Annotated in this window: 16 protein-coding genes; 6 read left to right on the plus strand and 10 right to left on the minus strand. The window is 71.7% G+C overall.

Annotated elements, in window-relative coordinates; translation table 11 throughout:
• Window positions 1-6 precede the first annotated feature (6 nt).
• The 10 genes from panC to GA0111570_RS01540 all read right to left on the minus strand — a co-directional run bounded on the left by panC (window position 7) and on the right by GA0111570_RS01540 (window position 17115).
• Window positions 7-876 (minus strand): pantoate--beta-alanine ligase, encoded by an 870-nt coding sequence (panC, locus tag GA0111570_RS01495; RefSeq protein ID WP_092605626.1) that lies wholly within the window; start codon window positions 874-876, stop codon window positions 7-9.
• On the minus strand, window positions 873-1730 hold the full coding sequence (gene panB, locus GA0111570_RS01500) for a 3-methyl-2-oxobutanoate hydroxymethyltransferase (RefSeq protein ID WP_092605628.1): 858 nt from the start codon (window positions 1728-1730) through the stop codon (window positions 873-875). Before panB ends, panC begins: the two co-directional genes overlap by 4 nt.
• A 2-nt stretch (window positions 1731-1732) precedes the next feature.
• Entirely contained in the window at window positions 1733-2149 is a 417-nt protein-coding gene (panD, locus tag GA0111570_RS01505; RefSeq protein WP_425438590.1) for an aspartate 1-decarboxylase, read from the minus strand.
• A 155-nt stretch (window positions 2150-2304) separates the two neighbouring features.
• A complete protein-coding gene (locus tag GA0111570_RS01510; protein WP_175557266.1) occupies window positions 2305-3153 on the minus strand; it encodes a Rossmann-like and DUF2520 domain-containing protein in 849 nt (282 codons plus the stop codon).
• Window positions 3150-3710: a CDP-alcohol phosphatidyltransferase family protein gene (locus GA0111570_RS01515; RefSeq protein WP_092605634.1), complete on the minus strand. Its 561-nt coding sequence runs from the start codon at window positions 3708-3710 to the stop codon at window positions 3150-3152. Before GA0111570_RS01515 ends, GA0111570_RS01510 begins: the two co-directional genes overlap by 4 nt.
• Entirely contained in the window at window positions 3703-12177 is an 8475-nt protein-coding gene (locus tag GA0111570_RS01520; RefSeq protein WP_139283111.1) for a GH36-type glycosyl hydrolase domain-containing protein, read from the minus strand. Before GA0111570_RS01520 ends, GA0111570_RS01515 begins: the two co-directional genes overlap by 8 nt.
• 157 nt (window positions 12178-12334) lie before the next feature.
• Window positions 12335-13732: a gluconate:H+ symporter gene (locus tag GA0111570_RS01525; protein ID WP_092605638.1), complete on the minus strand. Its 1398-nt coding sequence runs from the start codon at window positions 13730-13732 to the stop codon at window positions 12335-12337.
• 104 nt (window positions 13733-13836) lie between these two features.
• Complete coding sequence (locus GA0111570_RS01530) at window positions 13837-14706, minus strand: D-hexose-6-phosphate mutarotase (RefSeq protein ID WP_092605640.1); 870 nt, start codon at window positions 14704-14706, stop codon at window positions 13837-13839.
• Between the two features lie 68 nt (window positions 14707-14774).
• Window positions 14775-15716, minus strand: a complete 942-nt coding sequence (locus GA0111570_RS01535) for an RNase H family protein (RefSeq protein ID WP_092605642.1) — start codon at window positions 15714-15716, stop codon at window positions 14775-14777.
• A 58-nt stretch (window positions 15717-15774) separates the two neighbouring features.
• Window positions 15775-17115 (minus strand): MFS transporter, encoded by a 1341-nt coding sequence (locus GA0111570_RS01540; protein WP_092605644.1) that lies wholly within the window; start codon window positions 17113-17115, stop codon window positions 15775-15777.
• A gap of 185 nt (window positions 17116-17300) precedes the next feature.
• On the opposite strand from GA0111570_RS01540, the gene GA0111570_RS01545 reads away from it, so the two are divergent.
• From GA0111570_RS01545 to nhaA, 6 genes are all read left to right on the plus strand, one after another.
• A complete protein-coding gene (locus GA0111570_RS01545) occupies window positions 17301-18836 on the plus strand; it encodes an O-antigen ligase family protein (protein WP_139283112.1) in 1536 nt (511 codons plus the stop codon).
• A 58-nt stretch (window positions 18837-18894) separates the two neighbouring features.
• Complete coding sequence (locus GA0111570_RS01550) at window positions 18895-19899, plus strand: magnesium transporter CorA family protein (protein ID WP_092605648.1); 1005 nt, start codon at window positions 18895-18897, stop codon at window positions 19897-19899.
• Between the two features lie 137 nt (window positions 19900-20036).
• Window positions 20037-20411: a phage holin family protein gene (locus GA0111570_RS01555; RefSeq protein WP_092605650.1), complete on the plus strand. Its 375-nt coding sequence runs from the start codon at window positions 20037-20039 to the stop codon at window positions 20409-20411.
• Window positions 20412-20462: 51 nt separating this feature from the next.
• Window positions 20463-21053: an HAD-IA family hydrolase gene (locus tag GA0111570_RS01560; protein ID WP_092605652.1), complete on the plus strand. Its 591-nt coding sequence runs from the start codon at window positions 20463-20465 to the stop codon at window positions 21051-21053.
• Window positions 21054-21111: 58 nt separating this feature from the next.
• A complete protein-coding gene (locus GA0111570_RS01565) occupies window positions 21112-21822 on the plus strand; it encodes a maleylpyruvate isomerase N-terminal domain-containing protein (RefSeq protein WP_092605654.1) in 711 nt (236 codons plus the stop codon).
• 133 nt (window positions 21823-21955) lie between these two features.
• Window positions 21956-23329 carry a Na+/H+ antiporter NhaA gene (nhaA, locus tag GA0111570_RS01570; protein ID WP_092605656.1) on the plus strand — a complete coding sequence of 458 codons (1374 nt, stop codon included), beginning with the start codon at window positions 21956-21958 and terminating at the stop codon, window positions 23327-23329.
• Window positions 23330-23353 lie beyond the last annotated feature (24 nt).

Consider the following 23353-nt stretch of genomic DNA (forward strand, 5'->3'; position numbering starts at 1 on the left):
GCGCGTTCAGTCGCCTGTGCCACAGGGCAGCAGGACGACGTTGTCGATCAGCCGCGGACGTCCCACCCGGACGGCCAGGGAGAGGAGGGCGCCGACGGCCGGATCCACCGCCGACAGCTCGGCCAACGAGTCGGGATGCGCGACGCTGACGTAGTCCACCTCGGCGCGGGGTTCGTCGGCCAGCACCTCCAGCATCAGCGTACGGAGCGCGGTGGCGTCGCGCTCGCCCGCCAGCCAGGCGCCCTCGGCGGTCCGCAGCGCGCGGGACAGCACGGTCGCGGCATCCCGGTCGGCGGCGGTCAGGTAGCTGTTGCGGCTGCTCAGGGCCAGCCCGTCCGGCTCGCGGACGATCGGGCAGGCGACCACCTCGACGTCGAGGACCAGGTCGCGGACGACCTGCCGTACGACTGCCACCTGCTGGGCGTCCTTCTGCCCGAAGTAGGCACGCTGGGGCTGCAGCACCCGGAAGAGCACCGTGAGGACGGTCGCGACGCCGCGGAAGTGGCCGGGACGCTGGGCGCCCTCGAGCACGTCGGCGACGCCGCCGGGCACCACGTACGTGTCGAAGCCGGGCGGGTACACGTCCGCCACGCCGGGGGTCCAGACCAGGTCGACACCGGCGGCCTCGAGCAGCGCCAGGTCGCGGTCCAGGTCCCGGGGGTAGGAGGCCAGGTCCTCGTTCGGGCCGAACTGGGTGGGGTTGACGAAGATCGAGACGGCCACGGCGTCGTTCTGCTGCTGGGCCGCCGCGACCAGGCTCAGGTGGCCCTCGTGCAGGTAGCCCATCGTCGGCACGAAGCCGAGCGAGCCGACCCCCTCGGCGCGCAGTTCGGCCCGGGCGGAGCGCAGCTCCTGGCGGGTGGTGGCGATCCTCATGACCGGGGCTCCGAGGCGGGGCCCTCGATCGCCGCGAGGGCGTCGGCCAGGACCGCCGGGTCCATCGCGGCACTGTTCGCGGCGGTCGGGAACGCGCCGGAGCGTACGTCGTCGGCGTACTCGCGCAGGCCGGCGGCGACCTCGGCCGCGAGGGTGCGGTAGCGACGGGTGTGCCGGGGCACGAAGTCGCTGAACAGCCCGAGCACGTCGTGCCAGACCTGCACCTCGCCGCTGCAGTCGGGGCCGGCCCCGATGCCGATGGTCGGGATGTCGAGGCGTCGGGTCACCTCGGCGGCCAGCGGGGCGGGGATGAGCTCCAGCACGATCGCCCAGGCGCCGGCCTCCTGGAGGGCGAGGGCGTCGTCGACCAGGTCACGTGCGGCCGCGGCCTGCTTGGCCTGGACCCGCATACCGATCTGGTTGACCGACTGCGGGGTGAAGCCCAGGTGGCCCATCACCGGTACGCCGGCCCGGACGAGTCGACGGACGGTCGGGGCGACCGGGCGGCCGCCCTCGAGCTTGACGGATGTGGCGCCGCCCTCGGCCAGTAGCCGGGCGCCGTTGCGCAGTGCGTCGGTCTCGGTCGCGTACGACATGAAGGGAAGGTCGGTGACCACCAGGGGGGTCGAGCAGCCCCGGACGACCATCCGGGAGTGGTAGACCATGTCGTCGACGGTCACCGGGATGGTCGAGTCGCGGCCCTGGACGACCATGCCCAGCGAGTCCCCGACCAGGATCATCGGCAGGCCGGCCTGTTCGACCAGCTGGGCGGAGGTGTAGTCGTACGCGGTGACCATCGGGATCCGCTCACCACGGGCGTGCAGGCCCCGGATGTCGGCGATCGACGTGCGCACGGTCAGCCGAGGTCGGCCGGCATCGGCCCGTGCAGGGCGAGCGGGTCGTCGACGTCGGTGATCACCCGGGCGATCGAGTTGTCGGTGGCGTCGACCAGGACGACCTTCGGGTGCCAGCGGTCGGGCACCGGGTGGGCCACCTGGCCGTACGCCATGATGATCACCAGGTCGCCGGGCTGGACGAGTCGTGCGGCCGCGCCGTTGAGCTGGACCTCGCCGGAACCGCGGGCGCCGGCGATGGTGTAGGTCTCCAGCCGCTCGCCGTTGTTGAGGTCGACGACCTGGACGCGCTCGAACGGGAGGATGTCTGCCGCGTCGAGCAGGTCCTCGTCAACGGTGATGCTGCCGACGTAGTTGAGGTCGGCCGCCGTCACCCGGGCACGGTGGATCTTGCCCGTGACCATGGTCCTGAACCGCACGTTGGTGCCTCTCTGCCGTGGGGGTTCTTTACACGTTACGAGTCGAGGGTACGTGGCGCCGCGCCGGGGTTCCGCACAGCGGCATCCGTACGGGCCTCCGGCGGGGGTTCTCCCGGCGGATGCTCAGCCGGGCCTCAGCCACGCGCGAGGGAGCGTCAGCTCCCGTCGCCCGGATCCTCCCCGAGGATCGTGCCCAGTTCGTGCCGCGTCGCCGCATCCAGGCCGCGCTCGCGCAACAGCGGCATGGCGGCCAGTCCGGCGGCCCGGTAGAACCGCTCGGTCTCGGGGCGGTCGGCCAGCGCCGCCAGGTGGCGCCGGATCGTGCCGACGTCGCCGCGGGCCAGCGGGCCGGTCAGGCCGTCGGGCAGCCCGGCCAGTTCGAGCCCGTCCAGGCTGGTCCGGACCAGGGGAAGCAGGACTCGCAGGGCGTCCGCCGGGTCCAGCCCGCAGTCCTCCAGCAGGAGCGTGGCGTGGTGGACCAGGACGTCGGTGTAGTTGGAGGCCATCGCCGCGGCCGCGTGGTACCGCGCCCGGTCCTCGGGGCGGACCACGAAGGGGTGGCCCCCGAGCCGGCGGGACAGCTCGGCCAGGCGCGCTGCCGGGTCCGGCTCCGCCGTGATGCCCCAGCCGATGCCGGACTGCAGCGGGCTCGCGACGGAGGCGAAGGCCTGCATCGGGTGCCAGGCGCCGGTCGGCAGTCCGCGGTCCGCGCACGACTGCAGGGCATCGGTGCCCAGCGCACCCGAGCAGTGCACCACAGTCGTGCCGTGCGGCAGCAGGGGAGCGAGACGGGAGGCGACGGCCGCGATGGCGTCGTCGGGGACGGACAGGACCACCAGGTCGGCGGTGGCCGTCTGCTCGGCGACCTGCCGTCCAGCGGACTGCTGCTCGGCGGCGCGGCCCCCGACGAAGGTGGTCGCCACCCCTTCGGCGGCCAGGGCACGTCTCAGCGCGGAGCCCAGCCGGCCCCGGCCCACCAGGGTCGCCCGCTCGGGCCAGGTCACCGCTCCACTTCCTTGCGGCTCGCCGCGGCGACCTCGATGACGTACGTGGCGCCGGTGACCACGTGCAGGCCGACCGTTGCCCAGACCAGGACCAGGGCGGCCGTGGTCAGGCCCGGGGCGAAGGAGACGGCCGCCACCAGGGCCGCTATGGCGACCAGCATCAGCGCCGTGCGGACCTTCCCGAGTCGGGAGACGTGGATGTCCCCCCGGGCCGCGGCAGGGCCGGCGACGAGGAGGGAGAGCAGGTCGACGGCCGCGATGATCCCGACCGCCCACCAGGACAGCACTCCGGCGAGAGCCAGTGACAGGGCGACCAGCGCGATCCCGATCCGGTCCGCGATCGGGTCCATCACCTCACCGGTGCGGCTCCTCTGGTCCAGGCGCCGGGCCAGGAAGCCGTCGATCCAGTCCGTGCTCGCCCAGACGAGCAGCAGGACCAGCGGCAGCGGGTGGCCGCTGGGGCCCTGCAGGACCAGCCAGCACACCGGCCCCAGCAGCAGGAACCGGAGCAGGGTGACGGCATTGGGGATGGTCGCCCAGTCGGGTCGGTCAGCCACGTTCCTCGTCCTTCCCACTCAGGATCAGCGACACCCAGTGCGTGTTGCCATCGTCCACCAGGGGGATGCGGGCGAGGTCGTCGGGGCAGGGGACGTCGGCCTCGTCGAGCGTCAGTCGGGTGATCCTCCGGGCATCGCTGCCATGAGTGTCGATGTCGATGTCGTACGTGCTGGTGCCGAAGCGGTAGCGGATGCTGACCCGGGGCCACTCTGGCGGCAGGCAGGGACGCAGCGCCAGGTGCTGGCCCTCGCGGTGCAGCCCCAGGATGGCCTCCAGACCGGCCCGGTACATCCAGCCGGCGGACCCGGTGTACCAGGTCCAGCCGCCCCGGCCCACGTACGGCTCGGCCGCGTACACGTCCGCCGCCACCACGTACGGCTCCACCCGGTAGGTGTCCGCCTCGGCCCGGGTCCGGGCGTGGTTGACCGGGTTGATCATCCCGAAGGTGGTCGCGGCCCGGTCCGTACGTCCCAGCGCCGACCACGCGAAGATCGACCAGAGGGCGCCGTGGGTGTACTGGCCGCCGTTCTCGCGGACGCCCGGGGGATAGGCCCGGATGTAGCCGGGATCAGGTTCGGACACGTCGAACGGTGGGGTGAACAGCCGGACGAGGCGGTCCTCGGGCAGCACCAGCTGCGACTGCAGCTGCTCCATCGCCTGTTCGGCCCGCTCCGGCTGGGCGGCGCCCGACAGTACGGCCCAGCTCTGGGCGATGCCGTCGATCCGGCACTCGGGGCGGTGGGCCGAGCCGAGCGGGGTGCCGTCGTCGAAGTAGCCGCGCCGGTACCACTCGCCGTCCCAGCCGTGGGTCTCCAGGGCGCGGAGCAGGCGCTGCTGCTCGGTGCGGAACTCCTGCAGCGTGGGTGCGTCCTCGCGACGGGTGGCCAGGGGACAGAAGCCCGTCAGGGTGGTGTGCAGGAACCAGCCGAGCCACACGCTCTCGCCCCTGCCGTCCACACCGACCCGGTTCATCCCGTCGTTCCAGTCGCCGGTGCCCATCAGGGGCAGCCCGTGCTGGCCGTGCGGGAAGGCGTGCCGCAGCCCGGCGACGCAGTGCTCGTACAGGCTCGCCGTCCGCGTGGAGGTCGTCGGCACGAAGAAGTCCTCCGTCTGGTCCTCCTCCAACAGCGGGCCCTCCAGGAAGGGCACCTGCTCGTCCAGCACCGCGGCGTCCCCGGTGAGCCGGACGTAGTGGCAGACCGCGTACGCGAGCCAGATGGTGTCGTCGCTGATCCGGGTGCGGATCCCGGCACCGGTCTCGGGGAGCCACCAGTGCTGGACGTCCCCCTCCAGGAACTGGCGTCCGGCCGCGCGCAGCAGGTGGCCACGGGTCAGCGCCGGGTCGACGAGCGCGATCGCCATCGAGTCCTGCAACTGGTCGCGATAGCCGTACGCCCCGGACAGCTGGTAGAAGCCGGCCCGGGCCAGCATCCTGGCCGTCCAGGTCTGGTAGAGCAGCCAGCCGTTGACCATCAGGTCGAAGCCGGCCTCCGGCGTGCTGACCTGGATGGAGCCGAGGCGCTCCTGCCACTGGTCCCGGACCGCCTCCAGGACCCGGTGCGGATCGGTGTTGCGGTAGCGGTGGACGAGACTGCGGGCCTCCTCGGTGGTGTGGGCAGCACCCAGCACCACCACGAGCTCCACCGCGGCCCCCGGGTCGACCTCGACGGTGCGCTGGAGCGCCGCGCAGGGGTCCGGGCCGGCCCCGACCCGGCCGGACAACGGTAGGCCGTCATCGATGGCGGAGGGCATCTCAGTGCTGCCCTGGACGCCGAGGAACTCCAGTCGGTCGCCGGTCCACGTCTCCTGGGCGCCCTGCATGTCGAAGAACACCACCTGGTCGGTGAACTGCGTCGCCCAGGGGTTCCGGACCAGGAAGGCGCCGGAGTCGTCGTCGACGGACGTGACCAGGTGCCGGGAGGACGAGCGGGTGTCCGACCCGAGGGCGAGCTCGGCGTAGCTGGTCACGGTGAAGGTCTTGCGCCTGCGCGAGTGGTTGACGATCCGCAGCAGGGAGAGCTTGACCGGGTCCTCGGGTGCCACGAAGACGGTCTGGCGCAGGTCGACGGAGTCACTCGTGGTGTGCTCGTACGTGGTGTAGCCGAAGCCGTGGCGGGCGACGTGCCTGCCGCCGGCGACCGGGGAGGCGGTGGGGCAGGCGACCTGGCCGGTCGCCTCGTCGCGGACGTACAGCGCCTCCGAGACCGGTGCCGTCACCGGATCGTTGTGCCAGGGGGTGAGCTGGTTGTCGCGGCTGTTGCGCCACCACGTGTGCCCGGCACCCTCCGCGGTCGCCTGGAACCCGAACTGCCGGTTGGCCACCACGTTCGTCCATGGCGCCGGCGTGCTCGCGTCGTCGAGGACGACGACGTACTCGCGCCCGTCGGGGGTGAACCCGCCGTAGCCGTTCCAGAGGACCAGGTCGCCGGTCGGGTAGGGGGGCGGCGGGGACTGCCGTTCGCGCCGTGCCCCGAGGGCGGCCAAGGCTCGCGGGAGGGGTTTCGGCAGTCCTGCGGCCCGTTGGCGGGTGAGGTCTCCGCGCCGGGCCAGCAGCACCACGGCGGCTGTTCCCAGCAGGGTCGCCAGCGTCCTGGGTGCCGCGGAGTCCGCCTGCACCACGTAGATGGTGCCGGTGGAGTCGGGGGAGCCGGTCCGGGTCTGGAGGCCGGCCGCATGCCGCTCCAGTTCGTGCTGCAGGTCCTGGGCGTACGAGGTCGACTGCTCGTTCAGGAGCACGACGTCCACCGAGAACCGCTTCAGTCGCCAGTACTCCACCGCCCGCAGGACCTGGCGGACCATCTCCATGTCGGCGATGTCCTCGATCCGGACGAGCAGGATCGGCAGGTCCCCGGAGATCCCGAGGGGCCACAGGTCGGCCTGTGAGCCGGCGGCCCGAAGCGTCTCGGCCGAGGAGCGCCTCGACTCGGTGGGGTAGACGACTGCCCCGGCCAGGTTCTGGAAGTGGCCGGCCTCGTCGTCGGTGATGCCCAGGTGCCGCAGCTGCACCTGGCTCTGGGTCCAGCTCAGGGCGGTGGCCCGGTCGTACGCGCCGGGGGAGCGTAGCTGGTCGACCACGGCGAGCAGCTCCTCGCGGGAGGAGGCCGCGGCCGTCCAGAAGGACAGGGTGGCCCGGCCGTCCGGGGGGATCTCGACGTGCTGGGCCAGGGAGAAGATCGGGTCCAGCACGTAGCCGGTCAGGCCCGGCCCGGTATCGCCGGCCAGCCGCTGCGGATCACGCGGGGTCCGGCCGCGGCCGAGGAACTGCCGGCGGTCGGTCTCGGCCACCGGGTCACCGATCGCTCCACGCTTGGTCACCAGCAGGTGGGCCGCCCACACCTCGGGCTCCTCCGGCGAGCGGCGTCGCCGCGTCGCCAGGATCGCCCCCAGCTCCGGGAGGTACTCGGTGTGGACGAACATCTTGGAGAACACCGGGTGCGCGTCGTGGTCGGCCATCCGGCCCAGGACGAGCTCCGCGTACGAGGTCACGGTCAGCCGCCGCGCCCGTCGGTCGTGGTTGCGGATCACCACGCGCCGAACGGCGGCGTCGGTCTCCGGCGAGATGAAGTGCGACACCGTCGTGGTGAGGAACCCGTCGCGCCGCGAGTACCGGGCGCCGTCCTCGCTGAAGTGCACGGCGTAGTCCGTCGGCTGGACCCGCAACGGGAGGGCCGCGCCGGACCAGACCCGTCCGGTGTCGTCGTCCCGGAAGTAGAGGTAGTCCCCGGCCTCGTCGCTGGTCCGGTCCGCGTGCCAGCGCGTGATCGCCGAACCACGCCACAGCACGTGCCCTCCACCCGCCGGGGTGAGGACCATGCTCAGCCGCCCGTTCGACATCAGGTGGACGGCCGGCGCCAGGGCGGCCGGTCCGACGAGGGCGCGCTCCGAGGGGCGGACGACCGCCCGCACGGTACGCGTCGTGCTGATCTCCTCGCGGCGGGCGTTGCTGATCGGGATCAGGCGCGGGGCGGGCTCCTGCAGCAGCAGTTCGGTCGCGCGGACCCGGGGCTCGACGTGGAAGCGCTCGCGCATCAGTCCGTCGTGGACCACGTTGGAGATGGCGACGATCGTCATCCCCGAGTGGTGGGCCATGTAGCTGCGTACGACCGCGTGGTCCGTCCCCGGCAGCAGCCTGGACTTGGTGAAGTCGATCGCCTCGTAGTAGCCGTACGGTCCGAGGGCGCCGTACTCGGCCAGTACGCGGAAGTTCGCGGCCGCGTCGTCGGGCTGCACCATGGCGGCCAGTCCGGTGGCGTACGGCGAGATGACGAGGTCGTCGGCCAGTCCGCGGACCACCCCCAGGCCCGGGACCCCGAAGGGCGAGTACTGGTAGTTCAGCTGCTGGTCCCGGGCGTTGAAGCCGGACTCGGAGATGCCCCACGGCACACCCAGTTCCCGGGCGTACTCGATCTGGCGGGCGACGACCCGCAACTGGGTAGTGTTCAGCAGTCCGTCGGCGGGGGAACGCATGACCAGCGAGGGCATCAGGTACTCGAACATCGACCCGGACCAGGACAGCAGCACGGCACCGCCGCCGGCAGCGGTGACGGTCCGTCCGAGCCGGAACCAGTGCGTGGTGCGGATGTCACCCTTGGCGATCGCGACGTAGCTGGCGAGCCGGCACTCGGAGGCCAGCATGTCGTAGCAGGACTCGTCGAGGGTGCCGTCCTCCACGTCGAACCCGACCGACAGCAACCGGCGCTTGGGGTCCAGCAGGAACCGGAACGACATCTCCTCGAAGGCCTGCCGGGCGTAGGCCTCCAGCCGGGCGAGCCGCTGGCGGAGCTGGTCGTGGCCGGCGGTGTCCAGGACGAGGTCGCGCCCGAGCGAGTCGACGCCGGAGCGGACGGCGTTCGCCCAGACCGTGAGCCGGTGCGGCAGGCGGGAGTGCTGGACCAGGCGGACCAGGAGGTCCTGCAGGTGCGCCAAGTCCTCCAGTGGGTCCTCGGACGTGCCGAGGGTCGCCACGGCGTGGGTGATCTCGGTCAGCCGCGCCCCGGCGGTGGTCCGGTCCGGCGCCGGGAAGTCGGTCTCGGGAAGAGCCTCGAGCTCCTCGCCGAGGACCCGCAGCGTGTCCTGCAGGCCACTGGGGTCGACAACGATGGGTGGCGCGGCCTCGCGCCACTCGCGGCAGGTGTTCGCCACGGTCACCAGGTGGCCGGCGAGGTTGCCGCTGTCGACGCTGGAGACGTAGCGAGGGGGGAGCGGGTCGAGCGTACGGGTGTCGTACCAATTGAACAGGTGGCCCTGGTAGTGCTCGAGGTCCCGGACGGTGGACAGGGTCTCCTCGAGGCGGTCGGTGGCCTCGCCCATCCCGATCCAGCCGAAGTCCCGCGCGCTGATCGTGGCCAGCAGGTACAGGCCGATGTTGGTCGGGGACGTCCGGTGCGCCAGCCGGTCGTCAGGGACCTCCTGGAAGTTGTCGGGCGGCAGGTAGTGGTCGTCCTTGGTGACGAAGGTCTCGAAGAAGTGCCAGGTCCGACGGGCCACCGTACGCAGCTCGGTGATCTCGTCCGGGCCGGCCTCCAGTTCCACCCGGTCGAGCGGACGGCTGAGGCGCTGGGCGACCAGCGGCGCGAGCAGCCACAGCACGACGAGGGGAGCGGCGATCGCCAGCACCATCGGCCCGCGCAGCACGCCGATCGCCAGGGCGACCAGCGGGGCGGCGAAACCACCGGCCATCAGCCGGACGAACCCGCGCAGGGTGCCGGTGGCGTGGCGACCTGCGGCCTCGGCCGTGGTCCACTCCAGCAGGTGGCGGTGGGACCACAGGCGGGCGAGGGTGCGCCCGATCGCGTCCGCCATCAGGGCGGCCTGGTGGCTCAGCAGGACCAGGTTGATCGCGGTGGCCGCGAGCCCCTGCCGGGCCTGGTGGCCGAAGGCCCGCCACTGGCTGGCGACGGTGACCTCGGCGGCCGCCCGGGGCAGGGCCTGCCCCAGCGGGACGATGAAGGGCAGGACCAGGCTCATCAGGGCCACCACGAGGTACGTCAGTGCGCCCGCCGGGGGAAGGACCGCCAGGGCGACGAGAACCCCCAGCACCCAGAACACCGGGACCAGGGACCGCCGCAGGTTGTCGGTCATCTTCCACAGGCCGAGTCGGGACAGGCCTGAGTGGCGGTACAGGATCCACGGCAGCAACTGCCAGTCGCCGCGGGTCCAGCGGTGGCTCCGGGAGACCGCGACCTCGTACGAGGTGGGGTAGCCCTCGACCACCTCGACGTCGGTGACCAGGCCGGACCGGGAGTAGTTGCCCTCCAGCAGGTCGTGGCTGAGGACGGCGTTCTCCGGGATCCTGTCGTCCAGCGCCCGGGTCAGCGCGTCGATGTCGTAGATGCCCTTGCCGGCGAAGGAGCCCTCGGCGAAGAGGTCCTGGTAGGCGTCGGACACGGCCGAGGCGTACGGGTCCAGGCCCTGGGTGGTCGAGAAGACCTGCTGGAAGGCCGAGGTGTCCTCGGTCATCGGCAGCGCGGGAGTGACCCGCGGCTGCAGGATGGAGTATCCCCGGAACACCCGTCCCCGGGCGTCGAACCGCGCCCGGTTCAGGGGATGGGCGAGCTTGGCCACCAGCTTCAGGGCAGAGGTGCGGGGCAGCATCGTGTCGGAGTCGAGGGTGATCACGTACGTGAAGGGGCCCGGTCGGCGTCCCTCGACGGTCACGTAGCTGGTGTCCTTCGCGCCGCGCAGGAGGGAGTTGAGCTCGGCCAGCTTGCCGCGCTTGCGCTCCCAGCCCATCCAGACGCCCTCGGCAGGGTTGTAGCGCCGTTCGCGGTGGAAGAGCAGGAAGCGGTCGCCGTAGCGCGCATTGAGGGCACGGATCCCGGCCACGGCCCGGTCCAGCAGGGCCTGGTCGGCCGGGGTCACCTCGCTGTCGCTGTCGGCCCAGTCCGTCGCCGCGGCGAAGTAGAGCTCCCCGTTGTCGTTGCCCAGGAAGTGCACCTCCAGCTGTGCGAGGAGGTCGTCGACGCCGTCGGCGGAGGTGATCATCGTCGGGATGGTGACCAGCGTCCTGAGCTCGTCGGGGACGCCCAGGTCCAGGTCGAGGGACGGCAGGATGGTGGCCGGGATGAGGCGGCTGAGGCGGTAGTTGATCGCGCCGAGGGCGAGTTCGCTCAGGGGAACGCTGAGCAGCACGGCGAGCACGACGTACCAGCCCCAGGGCACGCCCGGCCCGAACCGGAGGATCAGGGCCATGCCGACCAGGAGCGAGATGAACGTCCCCCCTGCCAGCGCGGCGAGGTAGCCGGCCAGGCCTGCACGCCGCACGCCACGTACGAGTCGCTCACGTGCCGTGGGTCGGAAGGCGACGGTGCGCTCGAGCTCGGCCCGGCCGTCGTCGACCAGCCAGTACCCCACGTCGCTGCTGACCTCGTCGCTCGTGGCCGCCGCATGGGAGAGGGCGAGCCGGGTGACGTCGATCTCGCGCTGGCCGGAGCCGCGGGCGAGGCGTTCGATCGCGGATCGGTAGAGGTTGCGGGTGGCGAAGTCCAGGCGGGAGTAGCAGTCGTTCGTTCGCAGCTCCGCCTCGATCAGGCTGACGTCCTCCAGCCATTCCTCCCAGTTCACGTCGGACAGCAGCCGCAGTGACCGGAAGATGTTCCGCATCGTCAGCGTGGCGCCGGCCTGCTGCTGGTGCTCGAGTTCCACCGCATGGGTCGACGCAGACTCCTGCTCGGTGAACCGCTCGGTCGCCCACTCGACCGCTTCCCGGCCCTCGGGTGCCTCGGCCAGGCGGCGGACGAGCTGGACGTAGAAGGCGCGGCTCGGCGTGTACGTACGCCACTCGGGCAGGGCCTTGGCCAGCGGACGTGGCGGGTTCCCGTCCACGCCGAGGACCAGGTCCGCCACCCGGTCGGCCGCGCGGCGGCCCACGCCGGAGTGCACCACCAGCTCGGCCACCCGCCGGGCGTTCTCGATCAGCAGGATGCGCAGGTTGATCGCAACGGCCCACAGCTCACCGAGGGTGAGGGCCTTGCGGCTCTCGTACGAGCGGATGTAGACGCCGAGCTGATCGGGATCGAAGAGACTGTCGGTGTGGGCGACGTAGGCCCACATGATGCCGAAGATGCGCGGATGGCCCTCCAGGAAGCCGGCGCCCAACTTGGGCAGCTCGGCGAAGTAGGAGCGGGGCAGGTCGTGGCGGACCTGGCGGATGTGCTCCTCGAGGGTGTGGAAATTGTCCACCAGCCACTCGGCGGCCGGCGTGATCGTCTCGCCGGCCTCGATGGCTGCCATCACGGTCCGGTAGCTCTCGCTGAGGGCGCGGTGGTTGTCCTTCATCCGCTTCAGCAGGCTGACGACGGGACGGGCGGTGGGCACGACCACCTGGGCGTCGGCGAGGGAGACGGCGTGGTGGTTCAGCAGTTCGTCGCTGTAGACCTCCGCGCGGATGATCCGGTGGTCGTCCCACGGGGCCTGGGACCTGCGTCCCGGTCGCTCCGTCCGAGCCTCCTGAGGTGGCACCGTCATGATCCTCCTCGCTCGAAGAGCGTCCTTGTTCCGAAGCATACGACCCGTCCGAGGCTTCCCGGACGGGTTCTGTGACCGGCTCGCGGGGACGGCCGGTGGATCGCGGCTACAACAGGGGCGGTGCGCCGTGCGGGTGCCCCGCCCCTGCCGCGGATGTTCAGCCGACGAACAGGCTGAGCAGGAGCACCACCACGAGGCCGACGACCGAGTTGGAGAGCTCGAGCAGGCCCCAGGTCTTCAGGGTGTCCTTCACCGACAGGTCGAAGTACCCCTTGAACAGCCAGAAGGAGGCGTCGTTGATGTGGGTCAGCGTGTTGGAGCCGGCGGCGGTGGCCAGCATCAGCAGCTCCGGGCTCACCCCGGCCATCATGTGGCCGGTGGCGGGGTCCATCACGGCCGAGCCGATGATGCCGGCGGCCGTCATCGCGGACACCACGCCCTGGCCGGTGGCGAGGCGGATCAGCACGGTGATCAGCCAGGCCATCAGGTATGGGTTGACGCTGCTGCCGGTCATCAGCGAACCGATGTAGGTGCCGATGCCGGTGTCGATGATGATCTGCTTGAGGGCGCCGCCGGCGCCGATGATCAGCACGACCATGGCGATCGCCTTCACGGCCAGGCCGAAGACGTCCATGATCCAGTCCATGTCCCGGCCGCGGCGGGTGCCGAAGAAGAACATGGCCGCCAGCAGGGCCAGCGAGATCGCGACGATCGGCGATCCGACGAAGTTGACCCACGCGTACGCGGTGGACTTCTTGTCCAGCCAGAGGTTGGCGACGGTCGCGGCGATCATCACGATCGCGGGGATCAGCGGCACCAGTAGGGAGATCCCGAACGAGGGACGGTCCTCCTTGGCGACCTCCTCATCGGGACGCATGATGCTGGGCGTGGCGTAGTCCAGGTTGCCCAGCAGGCGGGGCAGGACCCAGCCGGTGAAGGCGACCGTCGGGACCGCCACGACGATGCCCCACACGTACGCCATGCCGACATCGGCCCCGTACGCACTGGCGAGGGCGACCGGACCGGCCTGCGGGACGAACAGGGAGTGCGCGGTGGTCGTCGCCGCGATCGCCGGGATCGCGATCTTCATGAACGGGACCTTCGCCTCGTGGGCGACCGCCACGATCAGCGGCGCCATGATGATGAAGGCCACCTCGTAGAACATGGCCAGGCCGAACACGGTGCCGGCCAGGACCATGGCGATCTTGACGTTGCGCACGCCCAGCCGCTCGATCATCGTCTCGGCGATCTGGTTGGCCGCCCCCGAGTCGACCATCAGCTTGCCGATCACCGCTCCGAACACGACGATGATCGCCAGTGAACCAAGGGTGCTGCCGAAGCCGGTCTGGATGGTCTTCAGGAGGCTGGCAGGCGTGAGCGCCGACTCAGGCGGGGGTGCGGGCAGCCAGCCGGCGCTGACGGAGAGCATCTCCATCAGCCCGATCAGCAAGGCGCCCAGCAGCAACGCCAGCATGGCGTTGATCTTGAAGCGCATGTTCAGCAGCAGCATGATGCCGATGCCGAGCACGACGAAAACGATGTGTAGCCACTCCACGGTGGACCTTCCAGGGGTAGGGGATGGGGCCGGACAGGGTCCGAGCCGTCAGCGCGGGTAGTGCTGACGGCTCGGAAAGAGCGGTGAGTCGGACGAGCAGGTACTCAGAGCGCAGTGACGGAGTACGTGGCCTGCAGGGTGTGCTGACCTCCCGCGGCGAGCTCGACCGCGCCGGCCAGCGCGTTGACGGCCTCGAGGCAGACCATGCCGGGCCACTCGTCGTCACCGAAGTCGGGCATCGCGGCGGCCTTGGCGGTCCAGGGGTTCCAGACCACCGTCGCGCCCGAGCCGGCCTTGGCCAGCGTGATGGCGCGGCCGTTGGCCGGGTCGACGACCCGGGCGGAGCCGGTGTGCGCGTAGACGCGGTCGGTCTCGCCGGTGAAGGTGACGTCGCCGGACTGGGTGTTGTCGGGGCTGCCGCCGGGCGCCTTGTCGACGTAGCTGCAGCCGTCGAGTCCCTCGACGGTGACCTGCTCGATGTCGCCGACGGCCAGGTAGGTGTGGAACGCCTCCTCCAGGACCAGGTCCTCGGCCGTCGTCACGGTCAGCTCGAGGGTCAGTTCGTCGCCGAAGCCGACCACGTAGTCGGCCTCGATGCCCGGGTGCCCGGCCGCCGCGCCGTCGAGGTGGAGGGTGAGGCGTACGGTGCCGTCGTTGTCCTCGGCGCCGGTGAGCTGCCAGGGGGATACCCGGAACCAGCCGTGGGCCGGAGCCTTGTCGCCGTCACGCCCGGTGCCGAACCAGGGCGCGCAGACCGGGATACCGCCGCGGATGGGCTGGTCGGCCGCGAACGCGGACGCCTCGCTCATCCAGAGCACGGGGGACTGGCCGGCGGGCTGCCAGGCAGTGACATGGGCGCCGTGGAGGTAGACCTCCGCGCGGCAGCGGGCGGTGTCGACGGTGAGGGCGGTGAGACCGCCCCGGCCCTCGGTGACGGTGACGGACGAGGGGAGAGCAGCGGTGATCTGATCCATGGTCCGACCGTAGGATTCCTGGCCGGTCGGGCGTGAAGCCTTGCCCGGAGTTGCCGGGCGCCACGTGCTCAGGCCTCGGCGGTCACCTGTTCGAAGCGTTGTTGCCACTGCGCGCCCTCGCGGACCCACAGCGTCGTCCGCAGCGTGGTCTGGGGGGTGCCGTCGCCGGCCACGCCGCGGGTGAGCAGCAGGACCTCGTCGGGACGGACCCGCCGTGCCTCGATCACGTCGAGGTCGCACCGGTCGGGGGAGAGCACCCCGCTGAGCACGTCGGCCCGGTGGTGCAGCGTCCCGTCCGCCCGGACCCGGAACCATCCGGAGTGCAGCAGGCTGGCCCACTCGCTGGTGTCCTCGGACGGATCGGCGCCGTGCAGCCAGCGCTCCAGCTCGACGACCTGGTCGACGTCGGGCAGGTCGAGCTCCGGGCCGGCGGGCTCGTCGGAGAACAGCTCCGGCTGGAGGTAGTCGTCGGCCGGGTCGGTGCCCTCCACCTCGGGCCCGCCGCCGAGGTCGGCGAAGGACGGAAGCGGTCCGCCACCGGTGCCGGCTCCCGGGAAGCCGGGGCCGGGATCGGGGTCCTGGTGCCGCTGGTAGGCGGTGGCCGCGGCCCGGGCGCGCAGGTCGGCCGCCTCGTTCATCTCGTGCCCGTTGTGTCCGCGGACCCACTCGAAGGTGACCGTGCGACCCTGCATCGCGGCGTCCAGGTCCTTGACCAGGTCCACGTTGAGGACGGGCTTGCCGTCGGCCTTCTTCCAGCCCTTCTTCTTCCAGCCCTTCGACCACTTGGAGACGACGTTGATCGCGTACTGGCTGTCGCACAGCACGTGCAACGGCTCGTCCACGTGCGCGGTCTGGCGCAGCAGGTCGAGCACGGCCATCAGCTCACCCATGTTGTTCGTGCCGACCGGCCACCCGCCGGAGGCCCAGCAGTCGTCGTCGACGTACCACGCCCATCCGGCCGGGCCGGGATTGCCGAGGGAGGAGCCGTCCGCTGCTGCTGTGATCGTCACGGGCCCGATTCTCACATACCGCCCCGACATCAGGCGCGGGGCGCAGCGGCCGGGGCGGTCAGCGGCCGTCGGCGAGGGTATGGCGCAGAAGCAGGGCGGTGCCGACCTGGCTGGCCGCGACGACCGCGACCAGGGTGGGGAGCGAGGTGTCGTACAACCAGCCGGCCAGCGTGCCACCGGCGATCGCCGCGGCGCCCTGGATCGCCGCGAAGACCCCGTACGCGGTGGCCCGCCGGCTGCTCCCGACCAGGTCGGCGACCAGCGCCTTCACGGTCGAGTCCTGCAGGCCGTTGGCGGCGCCCCAGGCCAGCACGCCGAGCAGTGCCACCCAGGGGGTCCAGGTGAACGCCAGCACCGGGACCAGGGCGACCAGCACCGGCAGGACGTACAGCACGCGGGGTCCCCAGCGGTCGTAGCCGTGCCCGGTCGCGAGGGCGGCGAGGGCCGAGGCACCCTGGCCGGCCGCGTAGACGACGGGGACGGCGGCCAGCGGCAGGACCCGCGCCTGGACCAGGTGGAAGGAGATGACGCCGAAGGTGACCAGGCCGCCGGTGGCCAGGGCGGAGCAGCCGGAGAACAGGAAGAAGCGCCGGGGCAGTCCGCTCCCGAACGTCTGTCCCCACCAGTTGCGGGTCCATCCGCGTGCTCCGGGCGCCGCGGAGCCGGCCGGCGAACCGGGCGCGGCTGCGGTCGTGGGTCGGCTCGGGGCCGGCCCGTCCGTGGGGGAAGGAGCGCCGGGCCGCGGTGGGACGTCGCGGGGCTGTTCCTCGAACACCGACGTGTCGGGGACCCGGATCCGCAGCACGAACAGCACGGCGATGGCGATCGCGCCCGGGACGGCCAGCCAGGCCATCGCCGGCGAGATTGTCCCGGTGGTGGCGATCAGGACGGACACCAGTAGCGGACCGGCGATCGCCCCCAGTTCGTCGAGGAACTTGTGCACGCCGAAGCCCCGGCCGCGTCCGACACTGCCGGCCGCGTCGGCCAACAGGGCCGTCTTGGAGGGGCTGCGGATGGCCTTGCCGGTCCGTTCGAGCAGGATCAGGGTGATCGCCAGGCCGAGGCCGGCCGCGCCGACCAGCGGAGTGATGGCCAGCAGGGGTACGCAGACCGCCGTCAGGCCGTAGCCCAGCAGCGTCAGCGACCAGTAGCGCCCGGTCCGGTCGGCCAGCGGGCCCGACACCAGGCGGAGCACCAGCGCCGTCGCCTCGCCGGCCCCGGTGACCAGCCCCACCACCAGGGCAGAGGCCCCGAGCTGGCCGAGCAACGGACCGGTGATCGCGCGGGCACCCTCGTACACCATGTCCGCGAAGAGGCTGACCAGGCCGAAGCCGATCACCACCTGCCAGGCGGTCGCGCCGGCGGCGGTCGTTCCCCTGTGTCGTGCACGCTGCTGCATCCGAGCCTCCTGCGGGTGGTCCGAGGAGCGAGGAGTGGTCCTGGCCTGCCCGCGCCAACCCTAGGGCCAGGAGGGAGGGGTGCGGGGTGAGGCGGGGCCGGGTGCCGCCCAGCGTACGGTTGGCGGTCGCTGTCCGTTAACTGGCAGGGCGACGGAATGTCACCCGTTCGTGGAAAGAATGTCGCGTGAGCATCTCTGAGGCTGTCGGGGTCCCTCCGTCATCGGATCCGGTGGTAACCACCCTTGCAGGACCGCGCCCGGCCCGCGCCGTCGACGACGCGCCGCGCCCGCGGTGGGCCGATCGGCAACCGTGGCACGACGTCCTCACGTCAGTGGGGCTGGTCTGCGTGGCCCTGATGTTCCTGGAATCGGTCACCGACATCCTGCCGGACGGCGCCTGGTTCTGGCTGGTCACGCCCGCGCGGGCCGTCCTGGTCGTCGGCCTGGTGGCGATGGCTGTGGTGGCACCGCGCCGGGCGGCCTGGCGGACCTGGCTCGACGTCCCGTTGCTGGTCCTGGTCCTGACGAGCCTGCTGGCGTCGTACGGGCGCGCCGACAGCATGGCAGGCTGGCGCTGGCTGCTCACCGAGGTCGGCTTCTACTACCTGGTCGTGATCGTGCGGCGTACGCACCGCGACACCCATCGGGCCGCCCTGGTGCTGGCGCTCACCGGTGCCGCGGTCGCCACGCTGGTCGCCCTGCAGCAGGCGGCGGCCCAGACCCCGACCGGCTTCTGCCGGGCCCCCGGGGCGGGGATGGCCGACGGCTGCGAACAGCCCGGCGCACTGGTCCGGGTGATCGGCACCTTCGCCAACCCGAACCTGCTGGCCGCGTTCCTGCTGCTCATCCTGCCGCTGGCCTGGCTGGCCGTGGACGAGTGGCTGAACGGCTCGATGCGGCTGGTCGGCTGGGTACTGGTCGCGCTGGCCGCCCTGGCCCTGCTTCACACCTGGTCCCGGGCGGGCATGGCCGCCGGCGTGCTCGGCGCCGCCGCCCTGGTCACCCTGCTGCGCCCCTACGGTCTGCGGTTGCGCCGGGGCGGCGTGCTGGTCATCGGTGGCCTGGTGGCGGCGATCGTCCTGGTGGTGGTCTCCGGCGCCGGGATCCGTACGCACGTCTGGGGCGAGTCGCTCCGGATCGCGTTCCGGCACCCCCTCGGTGTCGGGATGGGACGTTCCGGTGCACTGCTGGACGCGGCGATCCCCGGCTCGCTGCAGTTCCAGCACGCCCACAACACCTGGCTGAACTGGCTGGTCGAGGCCGGCTGGATCGGCTTCCTCGCCGTCCTGGCGATCACCGGCCTGGTCTGCTGGCGGGCCTGGCGCTCGGCCCGTGAGGGGTCACGGATCGCCGCCGCGTGCGGCGCCGGGCTGCTGGGCATCGGGATGATGAGCCTGGCCGACCATCCGGCCAACTCCCTGCGGATCGCACTGGCCATGGCGTTCGTGATCGGCCTGCTGATGAGCTCCCCGCTCTCCGACACCTCGATCCGGGCCGGCCTGCCCGCCGTGCTGGCCGGCTTCGGCCGCCGTCCCCGGGCCGTGGCCCCCCTCGCGGCCGAGGTGCCCGCCGCCGACCGGCTCCCGGCCTCCCCGGCCCGTCCGGTCGGTGCCCGCGGGGTCCCGGACGAGGGATGGGCGCCGCGACCGTCGAACCCCTGGGCGCCCGAGCGCGCGAACCCGGTGCTGAAAGGCCAGACTGGGGCGTACGAGGACCGTTGAGGGCTCTTGCGGTGCACACCGCAGCCCCGGGCCCGCGCGTACGAAAGGGACGGGAGCCATGACCGAGATCACCAGCATCGCCCGGAGCCGGTCCTGGCGGGGCGGTCTGGTCGTCGACGACGACGTCCGTCCCGACGAGGTCGCCGCCGCGGTCCAGGCAGCCGATGGACTGGTCTGGATCGACCTGTTGCGCCCGGGCGTGGACGAGCTGACCGAGCTGACCGAGGACCTGGGGCTGCCCGCCACCGCCGTGGAGGATGCCCTGGAGCCTTGGGAGCGGCCGAAGGTCGCCCGGCACGAGGACTACCTGTTCTTCACCGTCTACGCCGCCCGGCTGGTGCCGTCCGAGGAGGGTGAGGTGCTGGGTGGACGGATCACCACCGGCCGGGTCTCCGGCATCGTGACACCCCGTGCGCTGCTCACGATCCGGATCGACGACGAGTTCGACATGGCCGATGTGCTCCGCCGCTGGGAGGAGTCCTCCGACCTGCTGCGGTTCGGCTCCGGGGCACTGGTCCACGGCCTGTTCGACGTGGTGGTCGATGGGCACTTCGACACCATCCAGCAGCTCGACGACGAGGCCGAGCGCCTCGAGGACCTGCTGTTCGGGCAGCGGCGGACCAGTTCGGCGTTCATCCGGCAGGTGTTCGAGCTGCGCAAGCACCTGGTGCAGGTCCGCCGGGTCGTCCTGCCGATGCGCGAGGTGGTCAACACGCTGCTGCGGCACCGGGCCGGTGAGAGCGACGGCCTGGACTCCTGGTACGACGACCTCTACGACCACGTCCTGCGGGCGAGTGAGTGGACCGAGTCGCTGCGGGACATGGTCACCACCCTGTTCGAGACCAACCTCTCCCTGCAGGACTCCCGGTTGAACCAGATCATGAAGAAGCTCGCGGGCTGGGGCGCGATCATTGCGGTCCCGACCGCCATCACCGGCTGGTTCGGCCAGAACGTCCCCTACTGGGGCTTCAGCCAGCCCTTCGGCGTGGCACTCAGCGCCGGGTTGATCGTCGCCACCTCGGCAGGCCTGTGGGCGGTGTTCCGGGCCAACGACTGGTTGTAGGCGTAGGCGGAGCCCAGCGCCGGAGAGCCGCGAGCCGGAGCCCAGAGCCGGAGAGCCGGGGGTCGGGCCCAAGGGTTCGGGGTCGTGTCCGGGGTCATCCTGACGCGTACGGCCCCCTCGGCAGGGAGGATGGGGCAATGATCTGGCGTTGGTTGGTGAACTCCCTGGCCGTGGCCGCGGCGACCTTCCTGGTCGGCGGCATCACGGTGCACGCTGCAGACATCACGGGCACCGTCGTGACCCTCGTCCTGGTCGCGCTGATCCTCGGCGCGGTCAACACCCTGGTCAAGCCGCTCTTCGAACTGCTCACCGGCTGCCTGGTGATCCTCACCTTCGGCCTGTTCCTGCTGGTGATCAACGCACTCATGCTGCTGCTGACGTCGTGGCTGGCCGGCATGCTGGGGATCGGCTGGAACGTCGCAGACTTCCCGGCCGCCTTCTGGGGGTCCGTGGTCATCTCGGTGATCAGCCTCGTGCTCGGTTCCTCCCCCTGGCGCGGGCGCCGCGCCTGACCCGGCTAGTGTCGTGCCGTCGGCCATCGGGTCGGCAGGAGGGAGTGGGCCGTGCTCGTGCTGTTCGACTTCGGGGAGGTCCTGGGCCTCCCGCAGACCCTCGAGGACAGGCGGTCGCTGGCCGCCGGCTGCGGCCTTGACCTGGAGACCTTCGACCAGCGCTACTGGGCACACCGCCACGCGTACGACAGCGGCGACCTCACCGATGCGGCCTACTGGTCGGCGATCGCCGACCGTACGCTCGAGACCCCGGTCGTGACCGGCCTGGCCCGGCTGGACACCGACAGCTGGCTGCACCTGTCGGATCCGGTCATCGCCATCCATGCCGACCTGGTCGCCCGCGGGATCCCGACCGCCCTGTTCTCCAACGCCCCGGGGGTGATCGCCGACGCGATCGACGCCCTGCCGCCGTTCGCCCCGATGCGCGGCCGCTACTTCAGCGCCCGGCTGCGCCTGGCCAAGCCCGACCCCGCCGCCTTCGCGGCCGTCCTCACCAATCTCGCCCACCGACCGCAGGACGTGGTCTTCGTGGACGATCGACCGGTCAACGTGGCCGGCGCCGAGGCGGCCGGGCTGCGCGGGGTGCTGTTCACCGGCCCGGAGCACCTGCGCGCCGACCTGGCCAGGGTCCTCGACAGCTGACGGAAGCCGACCCGCCGGTTCACGCGACGCAGGCCCGGTCCCTGCGTAGGCTCGCACCATGACGACTCGTCCCCAGTACCTGGCCGACCTCAAGCGGCTCCAGCGCGAGACCGACATGCTCCTGGCCAACGTCGCCTCCTTCACCGACCAGGAGATCACCCGCCCCTCCCAGTGCGAGGGCTGGACCCGCGGGCATGTCATCACCCACCTGGCGCGCTCGGCGGAGGCCCTGACACGCATGCTCGACAACGCACTGACCGGCAGCAGCGATCCGATGTACCCCTCCCCGGAGCAGCGCAACGCCGACATCGAGGCCGGCGCGGGCCGCCCCGCCAAGGAGCAGCTCGCCGACCTGCAGCAGGCACACGCCGCCTTCATGGCGCGCGCCCAGGCCCTGATCGACACCCCAGGGGCCGCCGAGCAGGTCGACCTGCGGGGCCGCCCGTTCCAGTCGCATGCCCTGCCCAACCTGCGCTGTGCCGAGGTGGTCATCCACCACCAGGACCTCGACTCGACCTTCGAGCTGCACGAGGCCGATCCCGACTCGCAGCTGGACGCCCTGAACTCCGTGGTCTGGATGCTGCAGGGCAAGCCTGAGGCTCCCGGACTCACCGTCACCACGTACGAGGGTGACGAGCTGGTGGTCGGGGACGGCGCGACGACGGTCATCGGCGAGCGCGACGGGGTGGTCGACTGGCTCGCCCGCGGGCACACCGAGCGGGTCCGTACGACGGACGGCTCACCGCTGCCGGACGTGCCGCGCTGGTGACCGAACCTTGGGGGCGCCGGGACGAGGATTCGCGCCCGGCGCCTGCAGCACGGTAAACTTTGCCGAGGTGTGCTGGGAAGTCTGGTCAGCCGGTGACGGAACCCCGTCGCTGAACATGTGACCCAGGAGGACCATGTCCCCGGACCAGACGACTGCCCCCGACGCCCTCTCCCGCGGGTCGTGGCCGGAATGGCGGCGCATCCAGGACCTGCTGCGGACCGAGTCCGTGGGTGGCATCCTGCTGCTGGCCGCAACGCTGCTGGCGGTCGTGCTGGCCAACTCTCCGTGGAGCGAGGCATACTTCGCGGTCCGCGACACCCACTTCGGCTCCGACATCGGACCGCTGCACCTCGACCTCTCGATCGGCCATTGGGCCGCGGACGGCCTGCTCGCCGTCTTCTTCTTCATGGCCGGGCTGGAGCTCAAGCGGGAGTTCGTCGCCGGTGACCTGCGCGACCCGCGCCGCGCGCTGCTGCCGGTCGTGGCCGCCTTCTGCGGCGCCGCGGTGCCCGCAGCCTTCTACCTCCTCGTCGCCGCCAGGGGCGGAGCCGAGGCGATGCGTGGCTGGGCGATCCCCTCGGCGACCGACATCGCCTTCGCGCTGGCGGTGCTTGCCGTGATCGGTTCGCACCTGCCGTCGGCGCTGCGGACCTTCCTGCTCACGCTGGCGATCGTCGACGACCTGATCGCCATCGTGGTGATCGCCGTCTTCTACACCTCCGACCTGCAGCCCCTCTACCTGCTGCTCTTCCTGCTCCCCGTCGCCGTGTACGCCGTCCTGGCCCGGCGCGGCCAGCGATGGTTCCGCCAGCACGCCTGGGGTGCCTGGGTGATCCTGCTGCCGATCGGTGTGGTGGCCTGGGCCCTGCTGCTCAACTCCGGTGTGCATGCCACCATCGCCGGCGTCGTGCTCGGCTTCACCGTCCCGGTCCTCGCCACCGACCGCGCCGACGGCGGCGGCCCGCTGCCGGCCGACCATGACCCGTCCTACCACGGGCTGGCGCACCAACTGGAGCACCGGATCCGTCCGCTCTCGGCAGCCGTCTGCGTGCCCATCTTCGCCTTCTTCTCGGCCGGGGTGGCGATCGGCGGCTGGTCAGGGCTGGTCTCGGCCCTGCAGGAGCCGGTGGCACTCGGCGTCCTGGTCGGGCTGGTGCTCGGCAAGATCGTCGGCATCGCCGGGGGCACCTTCCTCATCACCCGGATCCGTGGAGTGGACCTGGACCCCGACATCGCCTGGATCGACCTGATCGGCCTCGGGGCCCTCGGCGGGATCGGCTTCACCGTCTCGCTGCTGGTCGCCGAGCTGAGCTTCCCCTCCGGCTCCACCAACGGTGACGTCGCCAAGATCGGCATCCTGCTGGCCTCGGTCGGGGCCGCCCTGCTGGCCTCCGCGATCCTCTCCCCGCGCAACGCGCACTACCGCGCAGTGGCGGCCGCCGAGCGGGTGGACACCGACGCGGACGGCGTGCCGGACCTCTTCCAGGACCACACCAGCAGCCGCTGAGCCCTGACGCGCCACTCGACGCGG

It is taken from the genome of Raineyella antarctica (genome assembly GCF_900092135.1).
GTDB classification, from domain to species: Bacteria; Actinomycetota; Actinomycetes; order Propionibacteriales; family Propionibacteriaceae; genus Raineyella; species Raineyella antarctica.

What these genes read in the sequence shown, in the direction of transcription:
- panC (WP_092605626.1), bottom strand. Translation starts at nt 876, where the DNA reads ATGAGGATCGCCACCACCCGCCAGGAGCTGCGCTCCGCCCGGGCCGAA.
- GA0111570_RS01520 (WP_139283111.1), bottom strand. Translation starts at nt 12,177, where the DNA reads ATGACGGTGCCACCTCAGGAGGCTCGGACGGAGCGACCGGGACGCAGG.
- GA0111570_RS01530 (WP_092605640.1), bottom strand. Translation starts at nt 14,706, where the DNA reads ATGGATCAGATCACCGCTGCTCTCCCCTCGTCCGTCACCGTCACCGAG.
- GA0111570_RS01540 (WP_092605644.1), bottom strand. Translation starts at nt 17,115, where the DNA reads ATGCAGCAGCGTGCACGACACAGGGGAACGACCGCCGCCGGCGCGACC.
- GA0111570_RS01550 (WP_092605648.1), top strand. Translation starts at nt 18,895, where the DNA reads ATGACCGAGATCACCAGCATCGCCCGGAGCCGGTCCTGGCGGGGCGGT.
- GA0111570_RS01555 (WP_092605650.1), top strand. Translation starts at nt 20,037, where the DNA reads ATGATCTGGCGTTGGTTGGTGAACTCCCTGGCCGTGGCCGCGGCGACC.
- GA0111570_RS01565 (WP_092605654.1), top strand. Translation starts at nt 21,112, where the DNA reads ATGACGACTCGTCCCCAGTACCTGGCCGACCTCAAGCGGCTCCAGCGC.
- nhaA (WP_092605656.1), top strand. Translation starts at nt 21,956, where the DNA reads ATGTCCCCGGACCAGACGACTGCCCCCGACGCCCTCTCCCGCGGGTCG.